Below are 14,381 nucleotides of genomic sequence, written 5' to 3'. Positions count from 1 at the left end.
GATGCTGAATATTCTCCTTTCAATAGTGACCAACCGCATCTTGTGGGGGTTCATGGGCGTTACCGCGCTGTCGGCGGTCGTCTGGATGATCGGGCCATTGCTGTCCATCGTCGACAGCCGCCCGCTGGAGTCGGAAACCAACCGTATCATCAGCATTGCGCTTATCTACCTGATTTGGGTGCATAGCCACATCGTACCGCGGCTCTACAACGCCTGGCTGAACCGCAAGCTGATGGACAAACTCAACGAAGGCAAGCCTGCGGAAGAGGGCGGCAGCGACGTTAAGCGCCTCGGCAATGACGATAAAGTGCTGGCGGACCGCTTTGACGAAGCCGCGCAGATCCTTAAAAAAGCGCACTTCAACGCGCCGGGCCAGCGCGGCCAGTGGACGCAGCGCTTCAGCACGCAGTATCTCTATCAGCTTCCGTGGTATGTGATTATCGGCGCGCCGGGCTCCGGTAAAACGACGGCGCTGGTCAACTCCGGCCTGCAATTCCCGCTCGCCGATCGCTTTGGCAAAACGGCGCTGCGCGGCATTGGCGGCACCCGCAACTGCGACTGGTGGTTCACCAACGAAGCGGTGCTGCTCGATACCGCAGGCCGTTACACCACGCAGGAGAGCGAACAGGCGCAGGACGCCGGTGAATGGCTAAGCTTTGTCGATCTGCTGCGTAAATACCGCCGCCGCCAGCCGATTAACGGCGTGATCATCACTATCAGCGTCTCTGACCTGCTGACCCAGTCGCCGGAGGCGACGCAACAGCAGGCCGTCAACCTGCGCCAGCGTCTGGCGGAGCTGCATGAGCAGCTCGGTATCCGCTTCCCGGTCTATGTGCTGGTCACCAAAGCGGACCTGCTGAAAGGCTTTCGTTCTTACTTTGGTCGCTTTGATAAAGCGCAGCGCGACCAGATCTGGGGCTTCACCTTCCCGTGGGATCGCTCAAAACAGGCCGATTTCGACCTCCTGGGCGCGTTTACCCAGGAGTTCGCGCTGCTCCAGCAGCGTCTCGACGCCGGCCTGCCGGATACGCTGCTTGCCGAAAGCGACCCGAAAGCGCGCGCCGAGTGTTATCTGTTCCCGCAGGAGTTCGCGGCGCTGCGTCCGCTGCTCGCGGATTACCTCAGCACCGTTTTTGCCCGTTCTAACTTTGAAACCGAATTCTCACCGCGCGGGATTTATCTTGCGAGCGGGACGCAGGAAGGGCTGCCGTTTGACCGCGTGATGGGCGAACTCAACCGCGCGCTGTCGCTGCCGTCCGGCGGCAAAGAGGGCGACAACTGGGATTCGGTGAGCAAAGAAGCGCCGATCCCCGGCGGCAAAGGGCAAAGCTTCTTTATTAAAAACCTGCTGCAAAACGTGATTTTCCAGGAAGCGGGCATCGCCGGGCAGAACCGCTGGTGGGAGCTGCGCAACCGCGCGGTGCTGTGGTCTGGCTATGCGGCGCTGATAGCGCTCTTAGTGGTGCTGGGCGGTCTGTGGCTCACCAGCTATGGCAACAACAAAGACTATCTGGCGGAAGTGAACGATAAAGTGCCGGGCGTCGAGCGCCAGAGTAAAGCGCTGCAAACCACCGCCGGGCGCGATCTCTTCAGCATGCTGCCGTTCTTTAACAGCCTGGTGGATCTGCCAAAGAGTAAAGAATTTGACCTGAACTCGCCGCCGGTGACGTACCGCATGGGGCTTTATCGCGGCGATGACGTCAACGACGCTTCGCAGGCGCTCTACCAGAAAGCGCTGCAGGAAATGCTGATGCCTGCCGTGGCGCAGCTCATTACCGGCTGGGTGCGCAGCGACAACGGCAGCGACGTGGAATACAGCTACGAAGCGCTGAAGGCGTACCAGATGCTCTACCAGCCGAAGCACTACGACGGCAAATTCCTGCACTCCTGGGTGATGCTCAACCTTGAGCGCAACCTGCCGCAGAACGTCACCCAGGCGCAGCTTAACCAACTCGAATGGCACCTGACGCAACTGCTGGAGCCGCAGATCCAGACCTCGCCGTACGCCAAAGACGAATCGCTGATCAGCCGCCAGCAGGCGATGATCAACCAGAAGCCGCTGTCGCTGCGCGTCTATGGCCGCCTCAAGCGGTTGCTGGAGCGCGATGAAAACTTAAAGCCGGTGTCGCTCGCCACGCTGGGCGGCCCGCAGAGCGAACTGGTGTTTTCGCGTAAAAGCGGCAAACCGGTGAGCGACGGCGTGCCGGGGCTCTACACCCCGAAAGGCTACTGGGAAAGTTTCAACGGCCAGATTGATAACGTCACCGCCTCGCTGCATGACGACGACACCTGGGTGCTGGGCCTGACCACCGCGCAGGAAGATAAAACGCAGACCGACAACGCGGTGCGCCAGCTCTATATGCGCGACTTTATCAGCCAGTGGGACAGCTACCTGGCGGATATTCAGCTTAACAACAGCGCCGATCTGAACCAGCGCATCAACACGGCCCGCGTGCTTTCCAGCAGCAACTCGCCGCTGCGCCGTCTGGTGATGAACTTAAGCCAGGTGCTGACGCTCTCCCGCGCCGAGCCGCAGGCGGGCGAAGGGGAAGCGAAAGAGCAGGGCAACCGCGCGACCCGCACGCTGGAGGCACTCTTCAGCGATCGCGAAAGCGGGGCGACTACCGCCGCCGCCGCGCCGCAAACGCCGGAACAAGTGGTGACCGATCACTACGCGCCCATCATCGAACTGGCGCAGCCGCTGGAGAAAGGCGGCAAAACCATCGTGTTTGATGACTTTATCAAGCAGATCGATGAGCTCTACCGCTACCTGACCGCCGTACAGGACGCCGCCAACAGCGGTATGCCGCCGCCGGGCGGCGAAGCCATCAGCCGTTTACAGGCGAGCGCCGGGCGTCTGCCGGGCGGGCTGCAAAATATGTTCAGCCGCATGGCGGTAGGGGCGAGCAGCGACACCCAGCAGCGCGAACTGGAAAACGTCCGCAAGCGTATCAGCGTGGAAGTCGGCAGCTTCTGCCGCCAGGCGATCGCGGGCCGTTACCCGCTGGTGCGCTCCGCCAGCAGCGAAGTGACGCCGGACGATTTGGCGCGCATGTTCGCGCCGGGCACCGGCCTGATGGACAGCTTCTTTCGCGATAACCTGACGAATAAAGTTGATACCACCCAGCAGCGCTGGCGCTTTACGCCAGGCATCGACGGCAAAACGCTGCCGGGCAGCGAAGGGGTGCTGCGTCCGTTCCAGCAGGCGCAATACATTCGCGACGCGTTCTTCGCCAACGGCGCGACCACGCCGTCTTATCGCGTGACGGTGCGCACCGTGCGGATGGATAACGACATTCTCACGCTGTCGCTCGACGTTGACGGCCAGCTTCTGCGTTACAGCCACGGCCCGCAGGCGGTGCAGCTGATGAGCTGGCCGGGCAGCGGCGGCACCAATCAGGTGCGTATGCAGCTCGGGCTTGCCAACGGCACCACCTCGACGCTGGTGACCAACGGCGCGTGGGCGCTGAACCGCTTTTTCGATCGCGCCCGCATTGCGCCGGGTGCAGGAAGCCTGAGCCGCCAGGCGACGTTTTCGGTTGACGGACACAGCGTGACGCTGGAATTCACGCCGAACAGTATCCGCAACCCATTCCAGCTCCCTGGCTTCGCATGCCCTTAACCGCAAGGAACGGATAATGAGTCATTACCCTGCGATTAGCTGGTACGGGAAACTGCCCAGTGCCGGCGACTTTCTCCAGCGCCGTTTTCCCGATGCCCTGCAACGCCAGTGGTCGCACTGGTTTCAGGTAGGGCTGTTGAACTGGCAGAAAGAGGATGAACAGCGCGAGACGGGCAACCGGCAGTTTGCCAGCGCGCCGGTCTGGAACTTCGTGGTGCCGCCGATGCTCGGCAGTCAGCAGGTGCAGATGGGCTGCCTGATGCCGGGCCGCGACAGCGTAGGGCGTCAGTATCCGCTCGTCGCGACGGTGGCGTTCAGCCCCGCCGAGTGGACGCCGCAGCATCTGGCGATGGCCGAAGAGTGGTATCAGCAGCTTGGCCGCGTCCTGCATCACGCGGTGCGCAACGCGTTTTCCGCCGAGCAACTCGACCAGGCGGTGCTGGCCATTCCGTCGCCTGCGCTGCCGGCACCGGAGAATCGCTCGGAAATTCTGGATGTGATTGGTTATCAGGAGACGCCGGTAACGCTGAGCTGGCGTCAGGCGGCGGAGTGTTTCGACCCGCAGCGCCAGACCAGCTTCTGGTGGACCAATCGCAGCGACGGTTATCCGCTCTACACCCATGTACACAGCGGCAATTTTACCGGACAGCTCTTTTCGCTGTTGTTTGATCCGGCGGGCGGTGCGCGTCCGGGTCGCCACGGGCTCTACCCGCCCATGTTCGAATAAGGCAGTTCGATGGATATTGAAACCCTTCTTACTCCGGTGAGCCCGGAGCAGCCGTGCGGCGACAACCTGGAGTACGACGCCGATTACCAGGCGATGGAACAGGCAAGCCAGGGCAAGGCGGAACAGCAGTTCGGCGACACCATTATTCCGGCAGAGCCGGCGGACTGGACTAAAGTTGAAAAGCTGGCTCTGTCGTTGCTTGAGCGCACCAAAGATCTGCGCGTCATGCTGGCGCTGACCCACGCATGGACCAAACGCCGCGGCCTGCCGGGCTATGCCGACGGGCTGCTGCTGATTCAGGAAGCGCTGACGCGCTACTGGGAGCCGCTCTATCCGCTGCTGGAAGAGTACGGCGAAAAAGATCCGTTCTACCGTATTAACGCGCTGGCGGGGCTTGGCGATAAATCCTCCCTGACCAGCACGCTGCGCACCGCGACGCTGCTGCGCAGCAACGGCGACGAAATTACGCTGCGCGACGCGCAGTCGTTGCTCGACAACAGCAAAAGCGAATGTCCGGGTTATCCGGGCGGCCGCCCGCGGCTGGTGGATGAACTCGCGCGCGGCGGCCAGCCGGGCATCGAGGCGATAGTCCAGATTCACACGCGACTGGAAGCGATTCGCACCATTCTGGTCAGCCACCTCGGTGAGAGCGGCGTGCCGGAGATGGAGCAGCTCCAGAAGCTGACGAGCATTGTGGCCCTGGCCTGCCAGAGCGGCGAAACCCAGGCGCCGCAGGAGTTACAAGACCCGGACGTGCAGGCGGAGAACGCGCCTGCCGCCACGACGACCAGCGCCCCGGCGCGGGTGGTTGAAACCGACTGGCGCAACGTGCAACTGCAAACGCGCGACGACGCCCAGTTAATGCTTGAGAAAGTGAAGCAATATTTTGCCCGGCACGAGCCGAGCCACCCCGCGCCGCTGATGATTGAGCGCGTGCAGCGACTGATTGAAATGAATTTCATGGATCTTATTCGCGACCTGGCGCCCGACAGCGTGCATCAGGTGGAAAACATTTTCGGACGCCGCGAGTAACGGCGTTCCCCTTTACGGCGGCAGGCATGAGGCCCGCTGCCTGAATTTCACCGCGCATCTTCGATGGAGAACATCATGCCAATGAGTAACAGTGGGCAGAAATTTATCGCCCGTAACCGCGCGCCGCGCGTGCAGATCGAGTACGACGTGGAAATCTACGGTGCGGAACGCAAAATTCAGCTTCCGTTTGTAATGGGCGTGTTTGCCGACCTGGTCGGGAAGCCGGTCGATCCGCAGCCTGCGGTGGACGAACGTAAATTCCTTGAAATTGATATCGACAACTTCGACGAGCGTATGAAAGCGCTCAAGCCGCGCGTGGCGTTCCAGGTGGACAACACCCTGACCGGCGAAGGCAAACTGAACATCGATCTCACTTTCGACAGCATGGACGACTTCCTGCCGGACGCCGTCGCGCGTAAGGTCGAGCCGCTGAACAAGCTGCTGGAAGCCCGTACTCAGCTCTCTAACCTGCTGACCTACATGGACGGTAAAAACGGTGCCGAAGAGCTTATCGCGAAAGTGCTTCAGGACCCGACGCTGCTCAAATCGCTGAGCCAGATGCCGAAAGATGACGATGGCACCAAAGGTAACGAGGAGTAATCGATGAGCAATCCTTCTCAACAGCAAGAGCTGCAATCGCAGCAGGCGTTCAGCCAGGATGAATTCAGCGCGCTGCTCAGCAAAGAGTTTCGCCCGAAAACCGATCAGGCCCGTTCGGCCGTCGAAAACGCGGTAAAAACCCTGGCCCAGCAGGCGCTGGAAAACACCGTGACCTTCTCGAACGACACCTACCGCACCATTCAGAACCTGATTGCCGGTATCGACGAGAAACTGTCCCAGCAGGTTAACCAGATTATCCACCACGAGGAGTTCCAGAAGCTGGAAAGCGCCTGGCGTGGCCTGAACTATCTGGTCAACAACACGGAAACCGACGAGATGCTGAAAATCCGCTTTATGAGCATCTCCAAGCAGGAGCTGGGCCGCACCCTGAAACGCTTTAAGGGCGTGGGCTGGGACCAGAGCCCTATCTTCAAGAAAATCTACGAAGAAGAGTATGGCCAGTTCGGCGGCGAGCCGTTCGGCTGCCTGGTGGGCGACTACTACTTCGACCACAGCCCGCAGGATGTTGAACTGCTGAGCGAAATGGCGCGCATTGGCGCGGCGGCGCACTGCCCGTTCATCACCGGCACCGCGCCAAGCGTGATGCAGATGGAATCCTGGCAGGAGCTGGCGAACCCGCGCGACCTGACCAAAATCTTCCAGAACACCGAGTACGCCGCCTGGCGCAGCCTGCGCGAATCGGAAGATGCGCGCTATCTGGGCCTCGTCATGCCGCGCTTCCTGTCGCGTCTGCCTTACGGCATCCGCACCAACCCGGTGGACAGCTTCGACTTCGAAGAAGAGACCGACGGCGCGAACCACAGCAACTACAACTGGGCCAACGCGGCCTACGCGATGGCGGCCAACATCAACCGTTCCTTTAAAGAGTACGGCTGGTGCACCTCCATTCGCGGCGTGGAATCGGGCGGCGCGGTAGAAAACCTGCCGTGTCACACCTTCCCGAGCGACGACGGCGGCGTGGATATGAAATGCCCGACCGAAATCGCCATCAGCGACCGTCGCGAAGCGGAGCTGGCGAAAAACGGCTTTATGCCGCTGATCCACCGCAAAAACTCCGACTTCGCCGCCTTTATCGGCGCGCAGTCGCTGCAAAAACCGGCGGAATACCACGATCCGGACGCCACCGCGAACGCCCGTCTGGCAGCCCGCCTGCCGTACCTGTTCGCCTGCTGCCGTTTCGCGCACTACCTCAAGTGCATCGTTCGCGACAAGATCGGTTCTTTCCGCGAGCGCGATGAAATGGAACGCTGGCTGAACGACTGGGTGATGAACTACGTGGACGGCGACCCGGCGAACTCCTCTCAGGAAACCAAATCCCGTAAGCCGCTGGCGGCAGCCGAGGTGCAGGTTCAGGAGATCGAGGACAACCCGGGCTACTACGCCGCCAAGTTCTTCCTGCGTCCGCACTACCAGCTGGAAGGCCTGACCGTTTCTCTGCGTCTGGTCTCCAAACTGCCGTCGCTGAAGAGCAACGAGGCGTAACGCTGCCTCAGGCCGTAAGGGCACTCCTTACGGCCTGCCACTTTTTCAGACTCACAGGGATACGTGATGAAAATACATCTTGCCCTGGCAAGCGCTCTGCTGGCGCTCTCGGCAATGTCTGCCGCCAGCACCACGGTTTATGAATATCCGCGGGCAGAGGATTTGCCTGAAGACAGCAGGGCGGTATTTCCTCGCGATCCGGCGCTATTAACGTCGCTGGATAGCCGTATCAACGCCGCGCGTTTTTTTAACGCCTGGAGCAACAGGCAGAACGAGCGCGAGCGTATTAAAGCTGATATGTATTTCGTGGGCGTGATGGATGCGACCGAAGGAATAGTGTGGTGCCCTGACAGACCGTTAAAACCCGGCTCGTTACGCAGTATTGCCTACGACTATTTTTCTAAATTATCGCCTGAGCAGCTTAAGAACGCGCAAGCCAAGACGCTGATTATTGAAGCGTTAAAAGAAATTTATGTCTGTAAGTAAACGCTTATGAAAAACCGCTTTTTGTTTTTGCTGTTTATCAGCACAAGCGGGCCAGCGAATGCTATTCAGGATCCGGCCGCATTTTTTAAAGACTTACCTTATAAGCAGGTCTTTAAAGACATGGTGCTGGCGCGCTGTCTGGCGCAGGTTTCCACTGATGACAGCGCTTTTAGTACCGATGCGGGCTTCAGCGCTTATGCCTTAATGCAATGGATACCTTTAGACATCGAAACGGGAAATGAAAAGGTCAATGCGCTCATCCTGAAATATCGCGATCGGCAAAATGGTTTTTCTCCGGAGGCATTAGCAGGACGTCCCATTAAGGGCGTTACGCTTAACTGTTTACGCCTCTATCACAGCCAGGCGCTGGAACAGTTAAGTAAAGAAGCTCTGGTTGGTGACTCTGGCCATACATGGATGCAAGACAACCCTGATGGTTGAGCGATTAACCCGCTCCGGATCTATCAGGAAATAACGAATAAGGAAATTCATGAAACGTTCTTTTTTTCTGGCATCAGTGCTTAGTGCGCTACTGCTGAGTGCCCCTGTGCTGGCAGGAATATGGGTTGTCGATCCCGATGAGAGCCAGAAAAACCGTTTCGATCCAGACAGAGGCAATGTGACAGGCGAGCAACTCTTAAACGCCTGGAACGACAGAGCAGATAAAGAGGCCTCGCTACAGGCGCAGATCTATTTGCTGGGCCTGTTTGATTCGACGGAAGGAATGGGCTGGTGCAGAAGTAAATCCATTATGCCCTCCACCCTTCGCGAATGGACTTACGGGTATTTTGAAAAATTACCGCCCGAACGGCTTAAAGAGAAAGCCAGCGTCCTGATGCTTGAAGCCCTTAAACATTATTTCCCTTGTCACAATAAAGCTGACAAGTGAGACCGTTATATCAGCACTAATAAATAACCTATTTTAGCGGCTCGCGTTGGCGGGCTGCTGAGATCGCCTGACGGAATAAACATGCTGTCAGGCTGAGAGGCAGAGGTAAAATATGGATGGTTTTATTCAGCCCCATGCTTTCCTGTTTGCCATATTAAGCGCTTTTTCGAAAGCAATAATCGTCATTAACGAAGAGTAAATATTATGGCTATTGATATGTTCCTGAAAGTAGACGGTGTAACCGGCGAATCTAAAGATTCCAACCACACCGGCTGGACCGACATCACCTCTTTTTCCTGGGGCGCATCCCAGCCGGGTAATATGAGCGTGGGCGGCGGCGGCGGTGCCGGTAAAGTGAATTTCAACGATCTGCACGTTAACGCGCTGATCGACAAATCCACCACCGCTATCCTGAAGCACTGCTCCAGCGGTAAGCACCTGACCAAAGTTGAGCTGTCTGTCTGCAAAGCGGGCGGCCAGCAGGTGGAATACACCCGTATCACTCTGGAAGATGTGCTGGTGACTTCCGTTCAGTACACCGGTGCTGACAACGGCGACACCGTTGGCGTTACTTATGCATTCCAGGCTGCGAAAGTGAAACAGCAGTACTGGGAGCAGACTGCGACCGGTGGTAAAGGCGCAGAAACCAGCGCTGGCTGGAACATCAAAGAAAACAAAGAAGCGTAATCGTAGTGAGCCCGCAAGGGCTCACTTTACCCTTTCAGGGATCAGGGATGGTGAAGCTATTCAGTCTGGCATTTGTCTTTACGGGGCTGCTCGCGTCGCAGGCGTTAGCCCGCACCACCACATACACCCCGGAAGAGTATCTAAGAAATTACGCCCTGAGCACTTGTATTGCGCAGGGTTATCAGTCTAAAGAAGTGAAAAACGACGCGGCGGCCGCAGCGAGAGGCTATCTGGAGTTTGGCGATTATTCGCTTGAGGCGCATACGGCGGTCATTGAGCTTGGCAAAACCTTTCTTGCGAAAACGTATGGCAGCCAGTCGGGCGAGCCGATGACGCTCGCGAAGTGCATTGATTTTGTACACAGCCCGGAGCTTGCAGCGCTTATCCAGCGTTATAAAAATCAGCCAGACCGCTAAGCGGGCGGTGAGAAAAATTCATGAAATTAAAAACACGTATCGCCGCTTTTACAGTTTTGACGGTTTCTTTCCACGCTGCACTGGCGCAGCCGCTGGCATCCATCAGCGAATTTACGCAGCCGCAGATTTTTAGTGAGTGGGTACAGAACCGCTGCATGGGGCACATTGCCGACAGCGTCGCGCTGAAAGAGGACGCCAACGCCAGCGCCGCCGCCTGGCTTGAGGCGAGCGAATTGTCGGTCGAGGCATTTAATGAAGCGGATACGATCATTACGCAGGCGCTGAAAACGCCTGTGGGCGGCACAGCGAAAAGCGATTACCGGGTGCTGAAATGCTCGTTGATTGCGCACAGCCCGGAAATTACGGCGCTGTATCAGAAGTCGCGTTAAGAGACGGCGGGTGCGCTTCGCTTACCCGCCCTACGTTTCAGCCTATGTGGCAAAAGATAAAACATGTCCCACAGCCAGGCGCGACAGCGACTATGTTTATGCGCAGCGATGATGTTAATGGCGCTGATATACCTATTATCAATAGAATAACCCCGTCCGGTTGTGAGGCGCGAGGCTTAACGACAGGCAGTCACGGGCAGCGCACAGGCGCGGCTCTGTTCCTTAGCACGCAAACGTCGGGCGTCTGATAAGACCCGCGACGTTTGAGCGCTAATAACCCCAGGCAGGAATACGCTATGCGATTCACGATTACTACCAACAAGCCCGGCCACCAGCCTCCTCAGAGCAGCTGTGACTTCTACCCGCCGGGCGGCACGATTGGCCGTGGTACGGATAACAATCTGGTACTGCCGGATAACGAAAGAACGATTTCCCGCCTGCAGGCGATTGTCCATATCTCCGCGGACGGCGAGTGCCGCATCACTAACCGCGGCAACGTCACCCGCGTGGTGCTGAACGATATTCCGCTCGAGCGCGGCCGCCAGGTGGAGTTACAGGACGGCGACGTGCTCGGCATTGACGATTACCGCATTCAGGTGAGCGATCTGGCGCTGAACGCGCAGCCGGTTATCGCGATGGCCGCGCCGAAACCGAACGTTGCGCCGCAGCAGCCTCAGGCGCCGCAGCCTGCGAAACCGCAGCAGCCGCCGAAAGCCGACGCGCAGGACAACGCGCCAACGGCGGTGCCGACCGAAATCTGGGACAGCCTGATGCAGGAGTTCTCTATCTCCGACAGCATCAGCCAGGGTCAGAGCCAGAGCGCGCGCCCGAAAACACCGGAAGCGCAGCCGTTTAACCCGTTCAACGCCCCGAAAGAGGCGGATCGCAATCCGGAAGATCCGCTGGCGCACTTCCAGAGCGGCGGCAACGAGCCGCTGTTCGGCAATGAAAGCGTCAACCCGGACAGCCTGTTCAAAGATGACACGCCGTTCGATAAAGACAGCATTTTCAACGATGTGACGCCGACCACGCTGGTGCCGCCGTCTGATAACCGTCAGGCCGCAAAACCGCAGGCACCGCATAAAGAGAATGAAGAAGAGCTCGATCCGCTGGCGCTGTTTGGCGGCGTGGGCTCCACGCCTGCGCAGAGCCGCAGCGACGATCCGCTTGGCCTGATGATGGGGGGCGCTGTACCGCTGACGCCGCCGGATGAGCTTAACGCAGGCGCTGCGCCATTAACGCCGCCGCCCGCCGCGAAGCAGGACGCCGAGCCGGTTAAGCCACCGGTTTCACCCGAAAAACCGCAGCCGGAGATGACGACCTCGCCGCTCGCGCCAAACGCGGACGACTCAATCGATCTGGCGTCGCTCGCCGGTTCGCCGCTGTTCCCGGAAGAAGTGCCGGAAGAGCCGGTGACGCGCGTGGAAGTCCAGCCGACACCGCCGGAAGTGCAGGATTACGCCGGTATCACGCTGCCGACGCCGCAGGCGGTGGCGCGCAGCACCGCGCAGACGCCAAAAGGCCGCCTGCGCATCGACCCGGTGCAGTCGCCGACCAGCCAGGGCGGTACGCCAACGGCGTCTAACGGCGACGTGCTGAACGGCGAGCTGCTGGAAGCATTGCTGGAAGGTATGGGTCTTGGCGAGCTGCAACCGACGCCGCAGTTTGACCGCGACAATATGCGCCAGCTCGGCCAGATGCTCAGCATGTTCTCGCAGGGCACCGTGGCGCTGCTCTCCTCGCGCTCGATTCTCAAGCGCGGCGTGAAAGCCGATATGACGATGGTGCTGGACGACGCCAACAACCCGTTCAAGCTGCTGCCGTCGGGCAAAACGGTACTGATGCAGATGTTCGGCACCCGTATGCCGGGCTTTATGCCGCCGAAAAAATCGGTCCGCGACGCGCTTATCGATCTCCAGGCGCACCAGCTTGGGATGATCGCCGGTATCCGCGCCATCATTGCCGCCATGCTGCAATCCTTTAACCCGGAGCAGCTTGAAGAAGAGGCGAAACGCGACGGCGCTATCTCGCGTCTGGCGCTGCCGGCGAGCCGCAAAGCCGCGCTGTGGGATTACTTTGTGCGTCATTACAGCGATACCGCGGGCGAGATCGAGGACGATTTCCATACTCTGTTCGGCGAAGCCTTCCTGCACGCTTATGACATGGAAGTGAATCAGTACAAAGACTCACAAAGCGGATCGGAAGAAGAATGAATATCAGCACGGCCTCACTCTCCAGACAGGGCGAGCGCGCCAGCAACCAGGATCAGACCGGAGAGACCATCGGCGAACGCTCCGCCTGCTTCGTGGTGTGCGACGGGATCGCCGGCCTGCCGGGTGGCGACGTCGCCGCGGCGCTCGCGCGCAATGCCATTCTTTCGCGCTTTGACGGGGAAAAGCATCTCAACGCGCAATACATCCGCGAGTATGTGAATCAGGCGAACCACGCTATCCGCGCCGAGCAAAAAGCGGTGCAGGATTATCACCGCATGGGCACGACGCTGGTGAGCCTGTTTATCGACCGCGATTATCACCTGGCGTACTGGGCGCACGCGGGCGACAGCCGCCTGTATCTCTTTCGCCGCGGCTGGCTCTATCACGTGACGACCGATCACAGCCTGGTGCAGCAGATGAAAGACGCCGGGCATCAGACCGACGGCGTGAACAGCAACCTGCTCTATTTCGCACTCGGCATGGGCGATGAAGGCCGCGAGGCGAGCTACAGTGATGTCGTACCGATTGAAGACGGCGACGCGTTTTTGCTCTGCACCGACGGCTTCTGGCACGGCGTAAGCGAAGAGCAGATGAAAAAATCCCTTCATATGGTGAATACCCCAGATGAATGGCTCACTCTGATGAATCAAATACTGTTGAAAAATGGTGAGCAGGGGCATGATAAGCAGGATAATTACAGCGCCGTAGCGGTCTGGGTGGGATCGCCCCAGGATACGACGCTGCTGCATACGCTCTCTGACGCGGCGCAGTTTTTCCCCCTTCGAGATTAAAGGCTAACAAGGACTTTTATGAAACTTTGGCTTCCGGGTCTGGCTCTGCTTGCGGCGTCATCCAGCGTCTGGGCAGATAATTACCGTATCGTTCAGTCAAATACCCTGAAACTGGATGTCTGGGTAGACAACATTAAAGACAACACGCCGCAAAGCTGGTGCGGCCCTGAGCTGCCGCTGCGCATCGTCTCCAGCGGCGACAAAACGCCGAAGGTGCTGGATAACTTTATGCCGCGTCTCGGCTCGCTGCTGGAAAGCCAGTGTAGCAAGCTGAAAACCGTGCGCTGGCAGTTGAACGACGCCCAGGGCAAAGCGCTGGCGAACGGCACCGCTACCAAAAGCGGCGACTGGAACCCGGTGGTGACGCCTGCCGCCGCGCCGGAGCAGACCCCGGCCGACACGACCGCCGCCGCGACGCAGACCACCGTCGATACGCTGCCGCAGGGCCGCCCGGAAGATCTCTCGCCGCCTGCCGACCGCACGCCGTGGCTCGAATTTAACCTTCAGGATGGTTGCCATCTGCGCACCTTCTGGAAAGGCGGCGCAGACGCTAAAGCGCTGTTTATTCCGGCGAAAGACGACGGCATCTGTGAAAAAGGCGGCTGGCTCAATGGCCGCAGCGAAGTGATTCAGAAGGGCGCGACCGGCGATCAGAAAATCGCGGTGACCTTTGTCCACGGCTTCCCGATTGTCGGCATTAACGCGGGCGTTGACGCCGATCGTCTGCTTATCACCAGCGTCAACAACGAGCGCATGGTGGTCAGCGATGGCCGCTCCGCCCAGAGCTGGATGATCCTGCCGTATAACCGCGAGCAGAACGTCTGGCAGGCGCAGGGCACGGTAGCGGTTGAAATTTCCCGCGAGCAGGCCAGCGACGAAGCGCGTCTGCGCGCGCGCTTAGAGGAAGTCCGCAAAGTCTGGTCCAGCTATGTCGCGCCGGGCACGACGCTCAATATTCTGTTGGTCGAAGCGCTGCATCCACAGCTGCGCGACCCCGCGGCGGGCGCTTACCGCGCGCTGTAATGA

Annotated in this window: 14 protein-coding genes; all 14 read left to right on the top strand. The window is 59.1% G+C overall.

The window, feature by feature from the left end; genetic code table 11:
- The first annotated feature begins 1 nt into the window (after position 1).
- Entirely contained in the window at positions 2 to 3,622 is a 3,621-nt protein-coding gene (gene tssM, locus G9X48_RS20385; RefSeq protein WP_029039594.1) for a type VI secretion system membrane subunit TssM, read from the top strand.
- Between the two features lie 16 nt (positions 3,623 to 3,638).
- Entirely contained in the window at positions 3,639 to 4,349 is a 711-nt protein-coding gene (gene tagF / locus G9X48_RS20380; RefSeq protein WP_004385967.1) for a type VI secretion system-associated protein TagF, read from the top strand.
- Positions 4,350 to 4,358: 9 nt separating this feature from the next.
- Complete coding sequence (tssA, locus tag G9X48_RS20375) at positions 4,359 to 5,381, top strand: type VI secretion system protein TssA (protein ID WP_054624923.1); 1,023 nt, start codon at positions 4,359 to 4,361, stop codon at positions 5,379 to 5,381.
- 75 nt (positions 5,382 to 5,456) lie between these two features.
- Entirely contained in the window at positions 5,457 to 5,981 is a 525-nt protein-coding gene (gene tssB / locus G9X48_RS20370) for a type VI secretion system contractile sheath small subunit (protein ID WP_007853510.1), read from the top strand.
- Positions 5,982 to 5,984: 3 nt separating this feature from the next.
- Entirely contained in the window at positions 5,985 to 7,484 is a 1,500-nt protein-coding gene (gene tssC / locus G9X48_RS20365; RefSeq protein WP_004385964.1) for a type VI secretion system contractile sheath large subunit, read from the top strand.
- A gap of 66 nt (positions 7,485 to 7,550) precedes the next feature.
- On the top strand, positions 7,551 to 7,970 hold the full coding sequence (locus tag G9X48_RS20360) for a Rap1a/Tai family immunity protein (RefSeq protein WP_097641959.1): 420 nt from the start codon (positions 7,551 to 7,553) through the stop codon (positions 7,968 to 7,970).
- A 6-nt stretch (positions 7,971 to 7,976) separates the two neighbouring features.
- Positions 7,977 to 8,411, top strand: a complete 435-nt coding sequence (locus tag G9X48_RS20355) for a T6SS amidase immunity protein Tai4 family protein (protein WP_105629592.1) — start codon at positions 7,977 to 7,979, stop codon at positions 8,409 to 8,411.
- A 49-nt stretch (positions 8,412 to 8,460) separates the two neighbouring features.
- A complete protein-coding gene (locus tag G9X48_RS20350; protein ID WP_080321938.1) occupies positions 8,461 to 8,859 on the top strand; it encodes a Rap1a/Tai family immunity protein in 399 nt (132 codons plus the stop codon).
- A 204-nt stretch (positions 8,860 to 9,063) separates the two neighbouring features.
- Positions 9,064 to 9,546, top strand: a complete 483-nt coding sequence (locus tag G9X48_RS20345) for a type VI secretion system tube protein Hcp (RefSeq protein ID WP_004386969.1) — start codon at positions 9,064 to 9,066, stop codon at positions 9,544 to 9,546.
- A gap of 47 nt (positions 9,547 to 9,593) precedes the next feature.
- A complete protein-coding gene (locus G9X48_RS20340; protein WP_097641960.1) occupies positions 9,594 to 9,962 on the top strand; it encodes a T6SS amidase immunity protein Tai4 family protein in 369 nt (122 codons plus the stop codon).
- A gap of 20 nt (positions 9,963 to 9,982) precedes the next feature.
- The gene (locus tag G9X48_RS20335; protein ID WP_097641961.1) at positions 9,983 to 10,351 is read left to right on the top strand and encodes a T6SS amidase immunity protein Tai4 family protein; all 369 of its coding nucleotides are present in this window, start codon (positions 9,983 to 9,985) and stop codon (positions 10,349 to 10,351) included.
- A 296-nt stretch (positions 10,352 to 10,647) separates the two neighbouring features.
- Positions 10,648 to 12,564, top strand: a complete 1,917-nt coding sequence (tagH, locus tag G9X48_RS20330) for a type VI secretion system-associated FHA domain protein TagH (RefSeq protein ID WP_069683179.1) — start codon at positions 10,648 to 10,650, stop codon at positions 12,562 to 12,564.
- Positions 12,561 to 13,355: a protein phosphatase 2C domain-containing protein gene (locus G9X48_RS20325; protein WP_004386964.1), complete on the top strand. Its 795-nt coding sequence runs from the start codon at positions 12,561 to 12,563 to the stop codon at positions 13,353 to 13,355. The genes tagH and G9X48_RS20325 overlap by 4 nt, the downstream gene beginning before the upstream one ends.
- Positions 13,356 to 13,373: 18 nt before the next feature.
- The gene (locus tag G9X48_RS20320) at positions 13,374 to 14,378 is read left to right on the top strand and encodes a hypothetical protein (RefSeq protein WP_004386963.1); all 1,005 of its coding nucleotides are present in this window, start codon (positions 13,374 to 13,376) and stop codon (positions 14,376 to 14,378) included.
- Positions 14,379 to 14,381: the final 3 nt, after the last annotated feature.

It is taken from the genome of Cronobacter sp. HA18006 (assembly GCF_011605445.1).
Lineage (GTDB): Bacteria > Pseudomonadota > Gammaproteobacteria > Enterobacterales > Enterobacteriaceae > Cronobacter > Cronobacter sakazakii.
This window is presented reverse-complemented; position numbering and strand designations above follow the sequence as displayed.

Coding starts and splice junctions, on each gene's coding strand:
- tssM (WP_029039594.1), top strand. CDS start 2: ATGCTGAATATTCTCCTTTCAATAGTGACCAACCGCATCTTGTGGGGG.
- tagF (WP_004385967.1), top strand. CDS start 3,639: ATGAGTCATTACCCTGCGATTAGCTGGTACGGGAAACTGCCCAGTGCC.
- tssA (WP_054624923.1), top strand. CDS start 4,359: ATGGATATTGAAACCCTTCTTACTCCGGTGAGCCCGGAGCAGCCGTGC.
- tssB (WP_007853510.1), top strand. CDS start 5,457: ATGCCAATGAGTAACAGTGGGCAGAAATTTATCGCCCGTAACCGCGCG.
- tssC (WP_004385964.1), top strand. CDS start 5,985: ATGAGCAATCCTTCTCAACAGCAAGAGCTGCAATCGCAGCAGGCGTTC.
- G9X48_RS20360 (WP_097641959.1), top strand. CDS start 7,551: ATGAAAATACATCTTGCCCTGGCAAGCGCTCTGCTGGCGCTCTCGGCA.
- G9X48_RS20355 (WP_105629592.1), top strand. CDS start 7,977: ATGAAAAACCGCTTTTTGTTTTTGCTGTTTATCAGCACAAGCGGGCCA.
- G9X48_RS20350 (WP_080321938.1), top strand. CDS start 8,461: ATGAAACGTTCTTTTTTTCTGGCATCAGTGCTTAGTGCGCTACTGCTG.
- G9X48_RS20345 (WP_004386969.1), top strand. CDS start 9,064: ATGGCTATTGATATGTTCCTGAAAGTAGACGGTGTAACCGGCGAATCT.
- G9X48_RS20340 (WP_097641960.1), top strand. CDS start 9,594: ATGGTGAAGCTATTCAGTCTGGCATTTGTCTTTACGGGGCTGCTCGCG.
- G9X48_RS20335 (WP_097641961.1), top strand. CDS start 9,983: ATGAAATTAAAAACACGTATCGCCGCTTTTACAGTTTTGACGGTTTCT.
- tagH (WP_069683179.1), top strand. CDS start 10,648: ATGCGATTCACGATTACTACCAACAAGCCCGGCCACCAGCCTCCTCAG.
- G9X48_RS20325 (WP_004386964.1), top strand. CDS start 12,561: ATGAATATCAGCACGGCCTCACTCTCCAGACAGGGCGAGCGCGCCAGC.
- G9X48_RS20320 (WP_004386963.1), top strand. CDS start 13,374: ATGAAACTTTGGCTTCCGGGTCTGGCTCTGCTTGCGGCGTCATCCAGC.